Below are 17,282 nucleotides of genomic sequence, written 5' to 3' on the forward strand. Positions count from 1 at the left end.
TCTAGTACCTTTAAGTACTTGAAGAACAACTTACAAGATATAGTATCCTTCAGTAAGCACATTATCGGAAGTACCCACTTTTTTGTGATATAGTAACTAAAAAGTAATAAATGTGGAATGGAGAGCTTTAGACATGAAAAAAAAATTTAGTTGTGGGTTTGAAGTGACAAAGGAAGTTATTGGCGGAAAATGGAAAGGCCTTGTATTATACTTTTTAATGAATGGACCAAAGAGAACGAGTGAATTAAAGCGCATTATCCCAAATATAACTCAGAAAATGCTGATTCAAACACTTAGAGAGCTTGAAGACAGTGGACTTGTGAGCAGAAAGATGTATAATCAAGTGCCACCGAAGGTTGAATATTCATCCACTGAACTTGGAGAATCTCTTAAACCTATCTTGCAGGAGCTCTGTCAATGGGGAAGCCATTATGCGGAGCAAAAGTATACAGAAGGTGAATATGAAATTGTACAACCAGAACAACTAAGTTAGGATTGATGTAGCTGCTGAAGTAAATGCTAAACAACTTCAATACCATCACCTAACAGATGAAGAACAGTCAGAAATAAATGAGATATTCAATTTTGAAAGTGAAGTTCTAATAAGAAGTGTCATCGACTATATTCAGGAGAACTTTGATGAAATTCAAAAAAGAGCTGTTTCAAATGTTAAAGAGAAGGTTCAGAAACTTAGCCAAAAAATAAATGAAGATATTGATAATAATATTTAATGCCTATGATCTCTAGATAGGCATATTTTCTTTCGGATAAAAAAGAAAAGACGTACAAATTGTACGCCTTAATCTGCTTCTGTACTATCAATTTTTCACTGCATAAAAGTCACAGTTCAGGTTGCACCTCAGGTCACACTTTTTAATACAATTCCCATGAGTAGAGCCATTTTCAGGTGTGACTTTTCCCACTTTTATTGAGCTTAGTGCGGGTCACACTCCGGTCACTTCGGGTCACCCTTCGCTGTGACCAGGTCACATTTCCGCTGAAAATTAACGCTAAATGTTCGGATTTTACTGTGACCACACTTCGCTTCACACTCCGTATCACACAACGGAATGATTAGCGATTATCAATCGTCTCCGGATACAAATCATGATTCATCATACGGTACTCGGCCATTTTCTCATACTTCGTGCCCGGCTTTCCGTAGTTTGTGTACGGATCAATGGAAATTCCGCCTCTTGGCGTGAATTTGCCCCATACTTCAATGTAGCGCGGGTCCATTAATTCAATCAAGTCGTTCATGATGATATTCATGCAGTCCTCGTGGAAGTCACCATGGTTTCTGAAGCTGAATAGATACAGCTTTAATGATTTGCTTTCAACCATTTTTTCATCAGGAATGTAGCTGATGTAGATTGTCGCAAAGTCAGGCTGGCCTGTTTTAGGACATAAAGATGTGAATTCCGGGCAATTGAATTTTACAAAGTAATCACGGTTTACATGTTTATTCGGGAAGGATTCCAGCACGTCCGGTGCATATTCGAACAAATAATTTGTACCTTGATTGCCTAGCAATGTTACACCTTCTAATTCTGATTCTTTTCTTGTCGTCATGTTCATCTTCCTTTCTATTATACTCCGCGTTTGTTGCCCCATAACAGGGTGTGCAGCTGCGGGAGCACTCTGACGAGATTCAGCTCCGCATCGACAGCTACCTTATCAACAAGCGCTTCATATTTTCCAAGCAAATGTGCAATCAGTGACTGATCATCTGTCGTATGCACGTCATCATTTCCGACTTGTAAATAAAACGGGATTCCCGGATACCGCTTGTGCACAGTTTTGGCAAATTCCAGATCTTCATCATTAAAGATGACAACCTTCAAGCTGACAGCATGCTGTCTATCATTCTCTTGAAGTGAAGTTAAAATGTGGTCAAGCTTTTGAAAGTTCGTTACCATTTTTGAGCTTGGCGGTTTTGGAGAAATTGTCAGGTCATCAATCAGCGTAAACCAATCCTGATAAACGGTCCCTTGAGTTTCAAGCGCTGCACGGATGTTATTTTCCTTCAGCAGTTCAATAAAAGCATCCAGCTGTTTTAACAGAGCCGGGTTGCCGCCTGAGATCGTCACATGAGAAAACGCGTCTCCCCCAATGTCCTTAAGCTCCGCAAAAATCTCCTCCGCCGTCATCCAGCGAATATCTTTTTTAGCAGACCCGTCCCAAGTGAAAGCGGAGTCACACCAGCTGCAGGAATAATCGCAGCCGGCTGTCCGGACGAACATCGTTTTCTGTCCGATCACCATGCCTTCTCCTTGAATCGTCGGGCCGAAAATTTCTAATACAGGAATTCCTTTAGCCATTCAAACCACCCTTTTTCGGACGGTAGACACAGTAGCTTGTCGGTGTTTCACGGACAAACACCTGTACACAGGTCGGCTTATTCTCCAAAGTGTCTAAATAAGCCTGTACGTTATCATAAATCGTTTTCGCCACGACTTCAGTTGTCGGCAGCGAATACCGGTCGTCCTGAGAAAAATCTTCATGATCATTTAATAGCGTGTGATCATAGTTTCCGTGCACCAGTTTTTTGAGTACGCTGAAATTGACAAGAAAGCCTGAATCGTCAAGTTCGTCGCCGGCAACGGTTATATTTACGGTATACGTATGTCCGTGAACCCTGCTGCACGCTCCCGCACTTTCCCGAGGGATAAAATGAGCGGCTGAGATATGCATGTCCTTATTCAGTTCAAACGAATAAGGATGCTGGGCCTGCGGATAAATTTGAGATAACAATTTATGCACGCTCTCCTTTCATCATCATATATTCTTCATAACCTTTTGAACGAAGGTGACATGCCGGACATTCGCCGCAGCCGTCGGCGATGATGCCGTTATAGCATGTCAGCGTGTTGTTTTTCACAAACTCCAGCGCGCCAAGCTCATCTGCAAGCTTCCACGTTTCCGCCTTATTGAGCCACATGAGAGGCGTGTGGATCACAAACGGCTTCTCCATCGCCAGATTCACCGTTACATTGCAAGATTTCACGAATTCGTCACGGCAGTCAGGGTAACCGCTGAAGTCTGTCTCGCAAACTCCTGTAATAATGTGGCGCGCGCCAATTTGGTAAGCCAGGATAGACGCAAAGGATAAGAATACCAAATTGCGGCCTGGAACGAATGTGGATGGCAGTTCGCCGTCTTTTACTTCTATCTCAATATCATTTCTAGTCAGGGCATTCGGTGCAAGCTGATTTAAAAGTGACATATCAAGCAAATGATTTTTCACACCAAGCTTTTCCGCAATGGATTTTGCCACTTCAATTTCCTGCGAATGTCGCTGATTATAATGAAAAGTCACCGTTTCGACTTCTTCGAATTCTTTTAAGGCCCACAGTAAGCATGTTGTGCTGTCTTGACCGCCGCTAAATACGACAATTGCTTTTTCTTTTTTCATGATTCCTCTCCTTCTCCGCAATAAAAACGCCGGCGAGAGACATCGCTACAGCTAATTCACGCAAAAAAACACCTTTTTTCGGAAGGTGCTCTAGAAAAACATAAAAAAGGCCGTATCCAAGGATACAGCTCGTCCTTAGTTTTTTATAGAGGGTGTAGCTAGAACCTCTCCCGCATATCGCACGGATTTTCTTCAATTTTTTCACTTCTGCTATCTTACCATAATGATGTTTTTCTTGACAATAAAAAAGTCAGTCCCCGGTTCCTAGATCAATTACCGCTCTATAGTGACGGTTCGTTTCATTATATATATTTATAAACTGCGCCGCCGAGGAGCTTTTTTGCAAAGCAAAGCGCCTATGAAGGCCAGGCTCACATAGCCAAACAAGGGATAAATCGTTGAAATAAGCCTGCCGTACCCTATTTGGCTCGTAATATAAGCCGTGATCATAATGGCCGCAAAGATATATTTGCTTTTCACTGGAAGAAAGCTTTGCACTTGTTTTTCTAATCCATATAGATTACCGATAACTGATGTGAACACTTCTCCGAAAATAATGAGTAAATAAATCAAATGGACAGAACGTGCAAAGAGATAAACCACTTGCGCCATCGGTATATCATATAAAAATACATCCGGAAGAGTCGACAAAGACAGAAAACTCGCGGACAGCACAATCGTCAGCATCGTCCCTCCGATTAAAGCGCCTTTTTTGATCACTTTCTCCGAGGACATTTCATTCGCCAGCGGAACCAAAACTGCTTGGGCAAGCGATAAATTCAAAGCCCCGTAAGAAACAGCTGATAACAGCCAATCCCAGCGATGCGGCCAGACCCACTGAGCTACGTTTCGTGATTCGCTGAATATAAAAGAGTCGGCCACTACAATCATTGAAAAGAGGATTAAAAGGGGAACAACAAACACATTGACACCGAAAATGCCTTTTACTCCTCTAGTCATCACAATTAAGCTCAGACCGATTGTAATAAGCATCCCAATCTGAGCGGACATCCCCAATTGTTCCTCAAAAAGCGCCCCTGCTCCTGAAAGCATGACAGATGTAACTCCGAGGAGAACAAACAGCATAAATACATTGATAATCCGCCCAGCCGCCGCCCCGAACAAAAAGATGTTCATTTCTTGATATGACTTGGCATTGATTCGCTTTGAAATGATCATCAGCTTGGCGCCCAGAAACGTAAACATTCCGCCGCTGACGAGAATGCCGAATAAACCGAACCAGCCGAACTTCAGAAAAAACTCAACAATTTCTCTGCCAGTCGCAAATCCAGCTCCGACTACTGTGCCGACATACACAAAGGCAAGCTGACTTGCAGACCCTTTTGATTGTTCCATTTCTTCCCTCCGAACGAACCGCAGTTTTGTCCATATATGCCTTTTTATAACCTATGAGACAAGTTCCTTGAAAAGACGAAGAAAACATGTTTTACTTTGTAACAAATCAAAAATTTTTTGTGCATAAGACTTGAAAGTCAAAGATAGTCAGAGTATACTGTTAATCAAAGTTGGTCAAACAAACCGGCCTTTTTTAAAAATCAATTGGTCAAAGATAGTCAAATATTCAGTCTGCTTTGAGCATATTGGTTTGAATGCCGTTAAGTTTGCCGTATACTAATAGTCAAAGAAGGTCAAATCCAATAGACCTTTTTATTCACTTTCATTGGTCAAAGAAGATCAAATTATTAAGGAGGTTTTGGCAAATGCGTTGTCAACATTGTCATCAAAACGAGGCGACGATTCGCCTTAACATGCAAATAAATTCCGTTCATAAACAGATGGTTCTTTGTGAAACTTGCTATAACGAACTGACCCGTAAACCTTCAATGAGTATGGGTCCTCAATCTTTCGGATTTCCGTTTGAACAGGCATTCCAGCCGAAAGAAAAGAGCGCAGCAAAACAAAGCGGAAAAAAAGGGTTGCTTGATGAGCTGGCTCAAAATATTACAAACGGTGCAAAAGCCGGTCTCATTGACCCCGTCATCGGCCGTGATGATGAAGTGGCGCGAGTGATCGAAATTCTAAACCGCCGGAACAAAAACAATCCGGTTCTTATTGGTGAGCCGGGTGTAGGGAAAACTGCCATCGCTGAAGGGCTCGCTTTAAAAATTGCTGAAGGTGATGTTCCAAACAAACTGAAAAACAAAGAGCTATATTTGCTTGATGTTGCATCCCTTGTTGCAAACACAGGGATCAGAGGCCAATTTGAGGAGAGAATGAAACAGCTGATCACTGAGCTGAAGGAACGAAAAAATGTCATTCTGTTCATTGATGAAATTCACCTTCTCGTCGGCGCAGGCTCTGCAGAAGGATCAATGGACGCCGGCAACATTCTCAAACCGGCCCTAGCCAGAGGCGAACTGCAAGTCATTGGCGCGACAACACTGAAAGAATATCGTCAAATCGAAAAAGATGCCGCGCTGGAAAGACGTTTTCAGCCTGTCATGGTGCAGGAGCCTTCAATTGAACAGGCTATCCTCATTCTGCAAGGGATTAAAGACAAATACGAGGCGTACCATGGCGTAACATTCAGTGATGAAGCAATCAAAGCGTGTGTCACTTTATCATCCCGCTACATTCAGGACAGACACCTGCCGGATAAAGCAATTGATTTATTAGATGAAGCAGGTTCAAAAGCCAACCTGTTAATTGATGAACTGAATGATGAGGATGCCGCTGAACGCTTAACTGCAATTGAAGCCGAAAAAACAAAAGCCCTGGAAGAAGAAAATTACGAACTGGCGGCAAAACTCCGTGATGAAGAACTCGCATTGGAGAAAAAACTGAACAGCTCCTCCGCTCATACCGCTGTCACTGTGGAAGCTGAGCACATTCAGGAAATTGTTGAACAAAAAACAGGCATCCCTGTCGGCAAACTGCAGGCAGACGAACAAACGAAAATGAAAGAGCTTGAAGCAAAACTTCATGAACGCGTGATTGGACAAGAAGCCGCTGTTCAAAAAGTGGCAAAGGCGGTAAGACGAAGCCGCGCCGGTTTAAAATCCAAAAACAGACCAGTCGGCTCCTTCCTCTTCGTCGGTCCTACCGGCGTAGGGAAAACAGAGCTTTCTAAAACACTGGCAGATGAATTATTCGGCACAAAAGACGCTATTATCCGACTCGATATGAGCGAATACATGGAGAAACACGCCGTATCTAAAATTATCGGTTCACCGCCTGGATATGTCGGCCATGAGGAAGCTGGACAATTAACTGAGAAAGTGCGCCGCAATCCTTACAGCATTGTGTTGCTGGATGAGATTGAAAAAGCACACCCAGACGTTCAGCATATGTTCCTGCAAATTATGGAAGATGGCCGTCTGACAGACAGCCAAGGCAGAACTGTAAGCTTCAAAGACACAGTGATCATCATGACAAGTAATGCGGGTGCTGGTGAGAAACAAACGAAAGTCGGTTTCCAATCAGATGACAGTGTCATCGAAGAACAAACATTGATTGATTCACTGAGCATGTTCTTTAAACCTGAGTTCCTCAACCGTTTTGACAGCATTATTGAGTTCCGCTCATTGGAAAAAGAACATCTTGTCAAAATCGTCAGCCTTCTTCTTGGAGAACTTGAAGAAACATTGGCTGAACGGGGCATTAGCTTGAATGTGACAGATGAAGCGAAAGAAAAAATCGCTGAGCTGGGCTACCACCCTTCATTCGGTGCACGTCCGCTTAGAAGAACCATCCAAGAATGGGTTGAGGATGAAATGACCGATCTGCTGCTTGATAATGGCGAGATCACCAGTTTTCACGTGATTTTAGAAGATGATAAAATCAAAGTGCGAGCAAAATAACAATCAGCGGTTTCCTTTTAGGAAGCCGCTTTTTTTATACTTTCATACTCTTGACTTAGAAATTACCGTCCCTTCTCCTGAAGCGCTACTTCCCTTCATCCTTTACACTTTTTTTAAGGAGGGATGGAACATGTTTATATACAGTGAATATGTATTTCTACTATTATATGAATACCGTCTGAAGGACAGCTTGCAAGCAAGCTGCTAATTTCAGTAGACCCCCGGGCTTTTCAATTTTGGAGAGCCCGTTTTTGTTTATTTCTCCCTTCTATGCCTCTTCCTTGAATATTTCATGAACAAATTCACAATGTCCCTAAAGTTCCGGGCACCAAAACCGATATTAACCATAGACAAGCTAGTAAAAAAGGATTTGGTGAAAACTATGGATAAAACTTCGTTAATCGGTATTATTCTTGCTTTTGTGGCATTGAGCGTCGGGATGGTTCTGAAAGGCGTCAGTTTCAGCGCCCTTGCAAACCCCGCTGCCATTTTAATTATTATCGCCGGGACAATCTCAGCAGTCGTTATTGCGTTCCCAACAAAAGAAATTAAAAAAGTGCCTACGCTGTTTCGAGTGTTATTTAAGGAAAATAAACAGCTCACAATAGAGGAACTCATTCCTATGTTCTCTGAATGGGCTCAGCTTGCACGCCGCGAAGGTCTGCTTGCTTTAGAAGCAAGCATTGAGGATGTAGATGATGCTTTCTTGAAAAACGGGCTCAGCATGGCTGTTGACGGGCAAAGCGCGGAATTTATAAGAGATATTATGACAGAGGAAGTCGAAGCAATGGAGGACAGGCACCAAACAGGAGCCGCTATTTTTACACAAGCAGGAACGTACGCTCCGACACTTGGAGTACTCGGCGCTGTAATCGGGCTGATTGCCGCTCTCTCTCATATGGATAACACAGATGAGCTTGGACACGCCATCAGTGCTGCCTTTGTTGCCACACTTCTCGGTATCTTTACAGGGTATGTGTTATGGCATCCTTTCGCAAATAAATTAAAACGAAAATCAAAACAGGAAGTAAAACTGCGTGAGGTCATGATTGAAGGTGTTTTATCCGTTTTAGAAGGACAAGCACCGAAAGTCATCGAACAAAAGCTTTTAATGTATCTTCCTGCGAAGGACCGCTTGAAATTTGCAGAACAAGGAGAGGCGCAAAATGGCGAGAAAAAAGAAGAAGAAGCATGAGGACGAGCACGTTGATGAATCATGGCTCGTTCCTTACGCCGACATCCTTACTCTTCTCCTGGCATTGTTTATTGTGCTGTACGCGAGCAGCTCGATTGACGCAGCTAAGTTTCAAATGCTCTCAAAATCATTTAATGAAGTTTTTACAGGCGGAACCGGTGTACTGGACTACTCCAGTGTCACTCCTCCTGAAAACGAGTCAGACGGCATCGATGAAGTGAAAAAGGAAAAAGAAGAGAAAGAGAAAAACAAGAAAGAAAAAGAAAAAGCAGCTGATCAAGAAGAACTTGAAAATGTGAAGAGCCAGGTGGAAAAGTTCATCAAAGATAAAAAGCTGGAACATCAGCTGGAGACGAAGATGACTAGTGAAGGCCTTCTGATTACGATTAAAGACAGCATCTTCTTTGATTCTGGAAAAGCGACCATCCGTAAGGAAGATGTGCCGCTTGCAAAAGAGATTTCAAATCTTCTTGTGATTAACCCGCCAAGAAATATCATTATCAGCGGACATACTGATAATATGCCAATTAAAAATTCTGAATTCCAATCAAACTGGCATTTAAGCGTCATGAGAGCGGTAAACTTTATGGGGCTCCTGATTGAAAACCCCAAGCTCGATGCAAAAGTGTTCAGCGCCAAGGGTTATGGCGAGTATAAACCGGTGGCTTCCAATAAAACTGCGGAAGGCCGAAGCAAAAACCGGCGGGTTGAAGTTCTCATTTTGCCAAGAGGCGCAGCGGAAACAAATGAAAAATAGCAAAAAAGGAAGCCTTGTGACATATCAGGCTTCCTTTTTTTACTTATTATGAAACTGTTTTGCGTTTAATCCTACTCTTTTTAACATTTCGGTGCACATCTCTACCTCTTCTTCGCTTAATACGCTGATCATTTCATCAATTTCAGCAGCGTGATCAGGGAAAATATCGTTCAAAAGACCGATGCCTTTTTCAGTAATTTGCGCAAATGTCACTCGTCTGTCTGTAGGAGACGCTTTCCGAATGAGAAGTTCTTTTTGCTCCAGCTTATCTACAACGTATGTGATGCTCCCGCTAGCCAAGAGAATTTTATCTCCAATCTGCTGCAGCGGCTGATCACCTTTATGGTACAAAAGCTCTAGCACAGCAAATTCAGTCGGATTCAGCCCATGCTTATGAATATGCTTATTCATATGATCGTTAATAGACCGATACGCGCGCGACAGCACGATAAATAACTTCAGTGATTTTTCTGTCATGTCTCAATCATCCTTTTAGAAACCGTTACAGAGAAACATTAATAAACAAAGACCAAAATGTCAATAAAAATCTTTCCAATATTTCTCTTCTTTTTTAAAATGTAAGCTTGCCAACACCTTTTTCTAATTTTTTTGGTTATTTTTTCTTATTAAAGAAGAAGAAACAATGATATAATACCTCTAATCAGGTGTATGTTGGAGCGATGCAAATTGAAAATACTAAAAGGCGCCTGCGGGAGAGTCAAACTTTATATCATACTGGTCGTGATTCCGGCAATCGTCATCAGCTTTTTCGTATATGAAAAAGAAAAAGATACAATAGCTGCAGAACATAAACAAGAAGCAAGTGTCCTGCTAAACCTTCACCGCAACAAAATCAATTATTTAATCGGAGAAACAATGGCGAGAATGACCTCCTTGTCCATCGCCATCGACAGACCGGTTGATATAAAGAAAATGCAGTCAATTTTGGAAAAGACCTTTGATTCAGAGCCGAGATTTTCCGGTCTCTATTTTCTCAATGCCAAAGGAGACGTCACCGCAAGCACAACCGAATTAAAAACGAAAGTAAACCTGGCCGACAGATCTTTTTTTACAAAAGCAAAGGAAACTAAAAAGACAGTCATTTCAGATAGTTATTCTAGCAGAATTACTGGTCAGCCAATTTTCACAATTTGTGTGCCTGTTTTGGACTCAAAACGTAATGTGACAGATTATCTTGTCGCAGCAATTCAAATTGATTATTTGAAAAATCTCATTAACTTACTAAGCCCTGATGTTTATATTGAAGTTGTGAACCAAGACGGGAAAATGATTTTTGCGAGCGGACAAGCCTCTCATGCAGAGGATCAGAAACCTGTCAGCGGATATCTGGATGATATCAGCTGGAATATGAAAGTCTATCCGAACCCGGTCACAATAGAAGAACTGACGAAAAGCCTAGTGCTTCCGCTTTCATGTATTATTGTTCTGCTGAATATCCTTTTTATTCTCGTGCTGTATTATTTGCTGAAGCGGCAGACCCAGCTGGAGCGCTCAGAAAATGAGGCGCAAAAATTAGAGCTGATCGGGACGCTTGCTGCCAGCACAGCCCATGAAATCCGTAACCCCCTCACCGGGATAAGCGGCTTTATTCAGCTGTTGCAAAAGAAATATAAAGGTGAGGAAGATCAGCTTTACTTCTCCATTATCGAACAGGAGATCAAACGCATCAATCAAATAGTGAGTGAGTTTCTCGTTCTCGGCAAGCCGACAGCTGAAAAATGGGAGCTGAACTCACTTCAGGACATTATCGGAGAAATTATGCCGATCATTTATTCTGAGGGCAATCTATACAATGTTGAAGTCGAATTACAGTATTTAACCGAGCAGCCCTTACTCGTAAAATGTACAAAAGATCATATTAAACAAGTGATTTTAAATGTAGCAAAAAATGGCCTCGAGTCAATGCCTGAAGGAGGCAAACTGACGATCTCCCTAGGAGCTTTAGATAAAAAAGCCATAATCAAAGTTGTGGATAACGGTGAAGGGATTTCTCAGGAAATGCTGGATCACATCTTCCTTCCCTTTGTTACTTCTAAAGAAAAAGGAACCGGTCTCGGCCTTGTTGTTTGTAAACGGATCGTGCTGATGTACGGAGGCTCTATTCATATTGAAAGTGAAGTGCGAAGAGGCACAGAGGTGACGATCACCCTCCCCGTATCCGCATCATAACCCCCCTGACCATGTCAGGAGGGTTTTTTATCTTCGTGATCGGGTATTGCCATTCGATTTGCTTGCTGGTCTTCCAGAAAAAAGGATTTTGATGAAACGCAACAGCATTTTCAAAAGCAAAAAAAACATAAAAAATACTAAAAAACCCTTTATACCTTCCGTGGCATCTAAAAACTCCATATTCCCTCTCCCCGTCACCTTTTGCTGAATCTCAATCGCAAATACGATGACAATGATGACTGTAACGGTATAGATAAAGGACAAGGCTGTCATACTCCATTTAGAAAGCCATGTAAACACAGCGTGAGTGACGCCGAAAAAGAATATGCCAAAAATGCCGATCACCCAAAAATGCATTTCTTTGTCAGTTAAATAAATGCCAAATATTCCGCATAAGGAAATAAAAGCATCATGAAATTGATTGACCATTTCGGTAATGAGAATCGCCAGTTCCTTCATTAGTTCCCTCTTTCATATGAATTTTTTCCAGAAAAAAAGAGCGCTTCCGAAAAGCTCTCTCTTTATATATGCATCTGATAGGCCGCTATTTATTTGCATCATATGCTGGCATAACATCTCTGCGGGGCCACAAGCCTAATTTCTTTACAAGGCCTTGAATCCCTTGGGAATGTTCGTTTTCGTGCATAAGCTGGTGATATTCATTTATTAAACAATCCAGCTCCTGACTGTGCCTGATCGTGTCATGCCCTGTAAATCCCTGCTTTCTAGCGGCATCTATCATTAACTTTCTTTTTTCATCAATAGACACCAACAATCTTTCTTGTTCAGAAGAACCGCCCATTCACTTCACCCCTCGCCGCTAAGAAATAGGAAACAAGTTTGATTGGGTTATTGTGCATTATTACAGATTATACTTTATTTGTAAACATATTTTCATTAAATAAGTTAATTTTTCAGGTATAATAGATATATTGATAGGATTAGAAGAACAATACCCAGGTGAAGAATATCTTAAACACGCCGCCAGGCAGGAGGTATGCCCAATGAAGAAAAAGAAAGCAATTATGCTCGGAGCGGCAGGCGGAAAAGCAATTTTGAAGAGGAAAAACCGAAAAAAATGTATTCAGCACATCACTACTTTTTTTCAGATGCTTCGCGATTGGCGAAATGGCGACTACCCTCGTTCACAGGTTAAAACACTTTTGCTGTTAACTGCCGCAATCCTGTATATCGTCATGCCGCTCGATATCATTCCAGACGTCATCCTCGGTCTTGGATTCATTGACGATGCAGCTGTTTTAGGTTTGATTTGGACACTGATTAAAAAAGAACTGTCACAGTATGAAAAGTGGCGTTTGCAATAAATATAAAAAGCCCCGTTCGATGAACGGGGCTTTCTCATGCTTATTGATTCACGCTGTCTTTTTCATAAATCGGAACCCAGCCTTCAGTTGTGACAAAAATTCTCACCGCGACAACTTTGCGGTCCTCCTGAAGCGTGAAGTAATGGCGGATATTCTCAGGCACAGAGATTAAATCTCCAGGGTTTAAACGGACATCAAAAAACGTGCCGTCCTTGCCTTGAATGACAAAAATACCGTGTCCGCTTACAATAAAACGAACCTCATCGTCTGTATGGTGATGCTCTCTTTTAAAGTTTTCAAGCAGTTCATCAAGTTTCGGATTGCTGTCTGACAATGAAATAACATCCTGTGCTTTATAGCCGCGGCGGGTTGAGATATCTTTAATTTCAGTTTCGAAGGTATCAAGAATTTGCTGTTTTTCTTCTTCTGTCAGGTCATATTTCTCTGAGAGATGTTCCGGAAGCTTCGTGATATCCCATTGCTCATAAATAACCTCTTGACTGTCCAGAAAGCTTGCCACTTCCTCTTGATTTTCAATCGTTGTATTTGCCTCATCATGAATTCGAATTGTAGCCATTTCAATTCCTCCTTTTATTTAACCAGCTGATGCTGGAGTGTTTTCAATTTCAAATGGTAGCTGAACAAAAATTCATACGCTTCAAGCACTCTTTTTGCCTCAAATGCTGTTTTCCCCCAAGCCGTAATACCATGATTTCGGATCAGAACAGCTCCTGAATCTTCTGAAATCTCTTCCGCAAACAGTGCCGCAAGCGTCGGGATATGTGCCGGATTTTCTATAATCGGAACGGTCACTTCTGCGTTCTCTTCCCACAAGCCGAGTGCTTTTATAATTTCCTGGCCTTTGAATGTGATTTTCTTTTGGTCTCCGTATAACTCTGAAATCACATTATTGTTTACCGTATGGACATGCAGGCAGCACCCGGCATTGGTTTTATTGTACAAATGTGTATGCAAAAGCGTTTCTGCTGACGGTTTCAGAGAATGCCCGCTTTCAGCAGGCTCTCCGTTTTGATCGACCAGCAGAAAATCTTCAACCGTCTCTTTACGTTTATCTTTTCCGCTTGCAGTGACGAGAAATGTTAAAGGCTCATCTGTAACCTTAATTGATAGATTACCGCTAGTCGCCGGAAACCAATCTCTCTCTGCCAATTCCCGTTTTACTTCAGCGAGCTCTCGCCAGCGTTCTTGTTTTGCAGCCATTCCTGTACCTCCTTTACATTCTCAATTTCCTTTCTGATCTCATAAAAATCTTGATACGGAAGATGATTGAGGTTTTGCTCCCGACATTCGTTTAATAAATAATCCCTTGCAAAGCATAGGTCAGACAGCTTTGCTGCCTCCACATCTGTAACCGAATCACCGATCATGATGATATATTGGTTCGGTTCAGAAAGTTCATGGATGACCGACGGCTTACAGCACCCGCATTGATTGCTGCATGTGCCCTTGCAGGAATGAGGCCAGTCAATATGGATATAGTCATTGTCAAATGAAGCATGGTTGCAATAAATGCGGTCTTTCTCCACAATGCCTTCAAGCAAAGGATATACAAAAAAGTCCATTCCACCGCTTATGACATAAAACGGAATCTCGTGCTCATTGATAAATGCTACAAATTCCCGAAAGCCTTCCCTGATTTTTGCATCTTCCAATACAAAACTTGTAATCTCTTCTTTTAAACGGCTGGGCAGAAGGCCGAACATCCGCCCGACACCTTCCTTGATCGACAGCGTTTTGGAAAGTACGCCGTCTTTTAATGCCACCCACTCTGGGGGAGCAAATGTTTTCATGATATTTATAATGTTGTCGTTCATCGTGATTGTTCCGTCAAAATCACAAATAATAAAAGGTTTTCGAGTCGTCATACGGCTTCAACCTTTCCCCATTTATCTAGCGCAAGCTTAAGATCCTTGCATTGTTCGGCTTTTTCATCAATCGGCTGGGCCTCTAGGACCGCATCAATAATGGCTCTGAACGCTCGCCCCCCGCCTTGGGCACCGTTCGGATGTCCATGTACGCCTCCTCCGGCGTTAATAATGTGGTCTATGCCGAAATCACGCATTAATAGCGGAACCATGCCGGGATGAATGCCTGCTGACGGAACAGCAAATGTTTGGTTAAAAGCATCCTCTCTCACACATTCTTCATGAATCGCCAGTGCATCTGCTCTTGGAAGCGCAACCGAACCATATGGAGACGGAAAGAGGCTGAAGTCAGCACCGCAATATCGGTTTAATTTTCCGAGTAAAAGAGCGTGAGAAAAACCGTAAAACGGAGAAGACGTAAACGCTCCGCTCACTGCTGGATGCGCCATAATCGGAACTGGGATTTCAGGATCTTCTGCAAGGCCTTGCATAACGTCCAAGCCGTAAGCGAAGACATTAAACAAAAGCGCATCCGCTCCCAACTCGGCGGCGCGTCTCGCTTTGTCTTTCAGATCAGCCGTACGTCCGGTCAAATTCACCGCATACAGCGTTTTATGACCGGTTTGTTCATACGTTTCTTTCAATATTTGCTTTCCTTCTGCAATTCTTGTTTCAAAAGGCGCTAGACCAGTCTCAAAGAAAATTTCATCGTCTTTAATCAAGTCAACTCCGCCAAGCGCCTGCTGCCGGAGCTGTTCTTTAATATCACTCAGGTCCCTTCCGATTACGCCTTTAAATATGCTCATTAACAGCGGTCTCTCAAACTCTCCCAGCAGCTTTCGGATGCCGTATACGCCAAACTTCGGTCCCGGCAGTGCACGCTTAAATGCTTCAGAGAAGTGAAGATCGATTAATTTGATTTTTCCGTCCAGGGACAGCTTGCCAAACACTGTTGTCAGCAAAGCCGGAATATCCTGAGAAAAATTGATTTCAGGATAGGCAATTGTGATGACCGCTTGTTTTGCTGATGCAGGAGTTCCCTCTCTCTCCTCAACTTTTATCACCCGCCCCTTATGCTTTTGCATTTGCTCCTGTTTTACAAGGGGCAGATCAGTCCAGGAGCCTACTGTCAATCCTGTTGCGATTTGTTCTGCTTTCTTCTCTGTATCGGCTCCCGGTTCGGTCAGGAGATATGTCGCTAATAACTCACTCATGCCAGAGCTCCTTTCATTTTCATCCATATCAAAAAACCTCTTCAAACTGCAATCGCGTCTAAAGAGGTTTCGTTTCTCGTCCGAATCTTATCTCTCAGCCGCTAGCTGCAAGAATTAGCACCGTGCTTTATAAGTCGGTTGCCGGGCTTCATCGGGCTCGTCCCTCTGCCTGCTCTTGATAAGAAAATATAGATTTTATAAATTATTTTGAATTATCCCATCGTTATAAGGTCTTGTCAATGCTTTTTTGGGTAAACAGGTTCAGTTTGCCAATTCGATAAGCGGCTTCCTTAAGTCTTTCTTCACTTGTTAAAAGTCCGACTCTGACGTAGCCCTCGCCATATTTACCGAAGCCGTTTCCAGCCGCAACCGCCACATTCGCTTTTTCCAGCAAAAGATCTGAGAACTGCTCAGAAGTATAGCCTTCAGACACAGGTAGCCATGCAAAAAAAGAACCTGCGGGAGCTGTTACATCCCAGCCGATTTCCCGGCATGCCGTGATCCAAGCGTTTCTCCTGCTCTCATATCTGGCATTTTGCTCTGCCACACACGTCTGATCGGCTAACAGTGCCTCTGCTGCAGCCTCTTGAGTCGCTCTGAAAAGACTGACAAACATATGGTCTTGATAAAGATTGATCGCTTCAATGACCGAAGCGTTTCCGACGGCAAAGCCAACCCGCCATCCTGCCATATTATACGTTTTTGACAGCGTGTAAATTTCAATTCCGATATCCTTCGCACCTTCAGTCTGCAAAAAGCTTAAAGGCTTGCAGCCGTCAAATCCTACAGCGCCGTAAGCAAAATCGTGAACGACGCAGATTCCATTTTCAGTCGCAAAACGCACGGTGTCTTCAAAGAACTCAGAAGTAGCAACAGCTCCGGTCGGATTATTCGGATAATTCAAATACATCAATTTCGCCTGTTCCCTTACTTCAGCGGTTATGCTGCTGTAATCAGGGAGAAACGCCCTGTCCTTTACGAGCGGCATCATTTCCATCTTTGCTTTTGCAAGTGTGACACCCGACCAGTAATCTGGATAACCCGGATCGGGAACTAAGATCGTATCACCGGGATTCAACAAGCATTGCGGGAGCTCGACAAGACCGGCTTTTCCGCCGAATAATACAGCGACTTCGGTTTCCGGATCCAGATCAATGCCGTACTCTCTTTTGTAAAATGCAGCAGCCGCTGACTTCAGACGGTATGAGCCGCGAAAAGACGAATATTTATGATTCTCAGGATCAGCAACAGCTCGTTTCATCTCCTCGACAATATGTTCAGGAGTCGGCTGATCTGGATTTCCCTGTCCTAGATTGATAACGTCATGTCCTTCTGCGAGCTTTCGGTTCACTTTCTGCACCAGAGAAGCGAAGAATTGTTTAGGCAATTCCTTCAATACATGAGACTGTTCAAATTTCATCTATTCTCACCTTCTAAAAAAATCTTGAAATGATAGTCCATCATCATATATGGTTAAAT

19 protein-coding genes and 2 riboswitches are annotated in these 17,282 nt (G+C 42.7%); of the genes, 6 read left to right on the forward strand and 13 right to left on the reverse strand.

Annotation, left to right across the window (positions count from 1 at the left end; translation table 11 throughout):
• The first annotated feature begins 133 nt into the window (after positions 1-133).
• Positions 134-493 carry a winged helix-turn-helix transcriptional regulator gene (locus tag SB658_RS07875; protein WP_038428878.1) on the forward strand — a complete coding sequence of 120 codons (360 nt, stop codon included), beginning with the start codon at positions 134-136 and terminating at the stop codon, positions 491-493.
• Between the two features lie 581 nt (positions 494-1,074).
• Here SB658_RS07875 and queF read toward each other — a convergent pair.
• The 5 genes from queF to SB658_RS07900 all read right to left on the reverse strand — a co-directional run bounded on the left by queF (position 1,075) and on the right by SB658_RS07900 (position 4,771).
• Positions 1,075-1,572 (reverse strand): preQ(1) synthase, encoded by a 498-nt coding sequence (gene queF / locus SB658_RS07880; protein WP_003218613.1) that lies wholly within the window; start codon positions 1,570-1,572, stop codon positions 1,075-1,077.
• A 17-nt stretch (positions 1,573-1,589) separates the two neighbouring features.
• The gene (gene queE / locus SB658_RS07885) at positions 1,590-2,321 is read right to left on the reverse strand and encodes a 7-carboxy-7-deazaguanine synthase QueE (RefSeq protein ID WP_003232460.1); all 732 of its coding nucleotides are present in this window, start codon (positions 2,319-2,321) and stop codon (positions 1,590-1,592) included.
• Positions 2,314-2,763 carry a 6-carboxytetrahydropterin synthase QueD gene (queD, locus tag SB658_RS07890; protein WP_003232462.1) on the reverse strand — a complete coding sequence of 150 codons (450 nt, stop codon included), beginning with the start codon at positions 2,761-2,763 and terminating at the stop codon, positions 2,314-2,316. Before queD ends, queE begins: the two co-directional genes overlap by 8 nt.
• Entirely contained in the window at positions 2,756-3,415 is a 660-nt protein-coding gene (gene queC / locus SB658_RS07895; protein ID WP_003232465.1) for a 7-cyano-7-deazaguanine synthase QueC, read from the reverse strand. Before queC ends, queD begins: the two co-directional genes overlap by 8 nt.
• 129 nt (positions 3,416-3,544) lie before the next feature.
• A riboswitch (PreQ1 riboswitch) is annotated at positions 3,545-3,589 on the reverse strand.
• A 138-nt stretch (positions 3,590-3,727) separates the two neighbouring features.
• Positions 3,728-4,771, reverse strand: a complete 1,044-nt coding sequence (locus tag SB658_RS07900) for a YkvI family membrane protein (RefSeq protein WP_003232467.1) — start codon at positions 4,769-4,771, stop codon at positions 3,728-3,730.
• Between the two features lie 365 nt (positions 4,772-5,136).
• Between SB658_RS07900 and clpE the strand changes: the two genes are divergently transcribed.
• The 3 genes from clpE to motB all read left to right on the forward strand — a co-directional run bounded on the left by clpE (position 5,137) and on the right by motB (position 9,188).
• Entirely contained in the window at positions 5,137-7,236 is a 2,100-nt protein-coding gene (gene clpE / locus SB658_RS07905) for an ATP-dependent protease ATP-binding subunit ClpE (protein WP_029317717.1), read from the forward strand.
• A 382-nt stretch (positions 7,237-7,618) separates the two neighbouring features.
• Entirely contained in the window at positions 7,619-8,431 is an 813-nt protein-coding gene (gene motA, locus SB658_RS07910; RefSeq protein ID WP_003232471.1) for a flagellar motor stator protein MotA, read from the forward strand.
• Positions 8,403-9,188, forward strand: a complete 786-nt coding sequence (gene motB, locus SB658_RS07915) for a flagellar motor protein MotB (protein WP_003232473.1) — start codon at positions 8,403-8,405, stop codon at positions 9,186-9,188. The genes motA and motB overlap by 29 nt, the downstream gene beginning before the upstream one ends.
• 39 nt (positions 9,189-9,227) lie before the next feature.
• Here motB and mhqR read toward each other — a convergent pair whose 3' ends face one another.
• Positions 9,228-9,665, reverse strand: coding sequence for a MarR family transcriptional regulator MhqR (gene mhqR / locus SB658_RS07920; protein ID WP_003232475.1), 438 nt, complete (start codon positions 9,663-9,665; stop codon positions 9,228-9,230).
• Positions 9,666-9,857: 192 nt separating this feature from the next.
• Between mhqR and kinD the strand changes: the two genes are divergently transcribed.
• Complete coding sequence (gene kinD / locus SB658_RS07925) at positions 9,858-11,378, forward strand: sporulation kinase KinD (protein WP_072557174.1); 1,521 nt, start codon at positions 9,858-9,860, stop codon at positions 11,376-11,378.
• 27 nt (positions 11,379-11,405) lie between these two features.
• Here kinD and SB658_RS07930 read toward each other — a convergent pair whose 3' ends face one another.
• Positions 11,406-11,837, reverse strand: a complete 432-nt coding sequence (locus SB658_RS07930; RefSeq protein ID WP_003232479.1) for a hypothetical protein — start codon at positions 11,835-11,837, stop codon at positions 11,406-11,408.
• An 85-nt stretch (positions 11,838-11,922) separates the two neighbouring features.
• Positions 11,923-12,180 (reverse strand): aspartyl-phosphate phosphatase Spo0E, encoded by a 258-nt coding sequence (gene spo0E, locus SB658_RS07935; RefSeq protein WP_003232480.1) that lies wholly within the window; start codon positions 12,178-12,180, stop codon positions 11,923-11,925.
• A gap of 202 nt (positions 12,181-12,382) precedes the next feature.
• On the opposite strand from spo0E, the gene SB658_RS07940 reads away from it, so the two are divergent.
• Entirely contained in the window at positions 12,383-12,703 is a 321-nt protein-coding gene (locus SB658_RS07940) for a YkvA family protein (RefSeq protein ID WP_003232481.1), read from the forward strand.
• A gap of 40 nt (positions 12,704-12,743) precedes the next feature.
• Here SB658_RS07940 and mtnD read toward each other — a convergent pair whose 3' ends face one another.
• From mtnD to mtnE, 5 genes are all read right to left on the reverse strand, one after another.
• On the reverse strand, positions 12,744-13,280 hold the full coding sequence (gene mtnD / locus SB658_RS07945) for an acireductone dioxygenase (protein ID WP_003232483.1): 537 nt from the start codon (positions 13,278-13,280) through the stop codon (positions 12,744-12,746).
• 14 nt (positions 13,281-13,294) lie between these two features.
• A complete protein-coding gene (locus SB658_RS07950; protein WP_003232485.1) occupies positions 13,295-13,924 on the reverse strand; it encodes a methylthioribulose 1-phosphate dehydratase in 630 nt (209 codons plus the stop codon).
• The gene (mtnX, locus tag SB658_RS07955) at positions 13,882-14,589 is read right to left on the reverse strand and encodes a 2-hydroxy-3-keto-5-methylthiopentenyl-1-phosphate phosphatase (protein WP_003232486.1); all 708 of its coding nucleotides are present in this window, start codon (positions 14,587-14,589) and stop codon (positions 13,882-13,884) included. Before mtnX ends, SB658_RS07950 begins: the two co-directional genes overlap by 43 nt.
• Positions 14,586-15,803 (reverse strand): 2,3-diketo-5-methylthiopentyl-1-phosphate enolase, encoded by a 1,218-nt coding sequence (mtnW, locus tag SB658_RS07960; protein ID WP_032677426.1) that lies wholly within the window; start codon positions 15,801-15,803, stop codon positions 14,586-14,588. The genes mtnX and mtnW overlap by 4 nt, the downstream gene beginning before the upstream one ends.
• 84 nt (positions 15,804-15,887) lie before the next feature.
• Positions 15,888-15,988: riboswitch (SAM riboswitch) on the reverse strand.
• Between the two features lie 38 nt (positions 15,989-16,026).
• Entirely contained in the window at positions 16,027-17,223 is a 1,197-nt protein-coding gene (gene mtnE, locus SB658_RS07965) for a methionine-glutamine aminotransferase (protein WP_017695072.1), read from the reverse strand.
• Positions 17,224-17,282: the final 59 nt, after the last annotated feature.

The sequence above is a fragment of the Bacillus sp. SIMBA_008 genome, assembly GCF_046535495.1.
Taxonomy (GTDB): Bacteria; Bacillota; Bacilli; order Bacillales; family Bacillaceae; genus Bacillus; species Bacillus subtilis.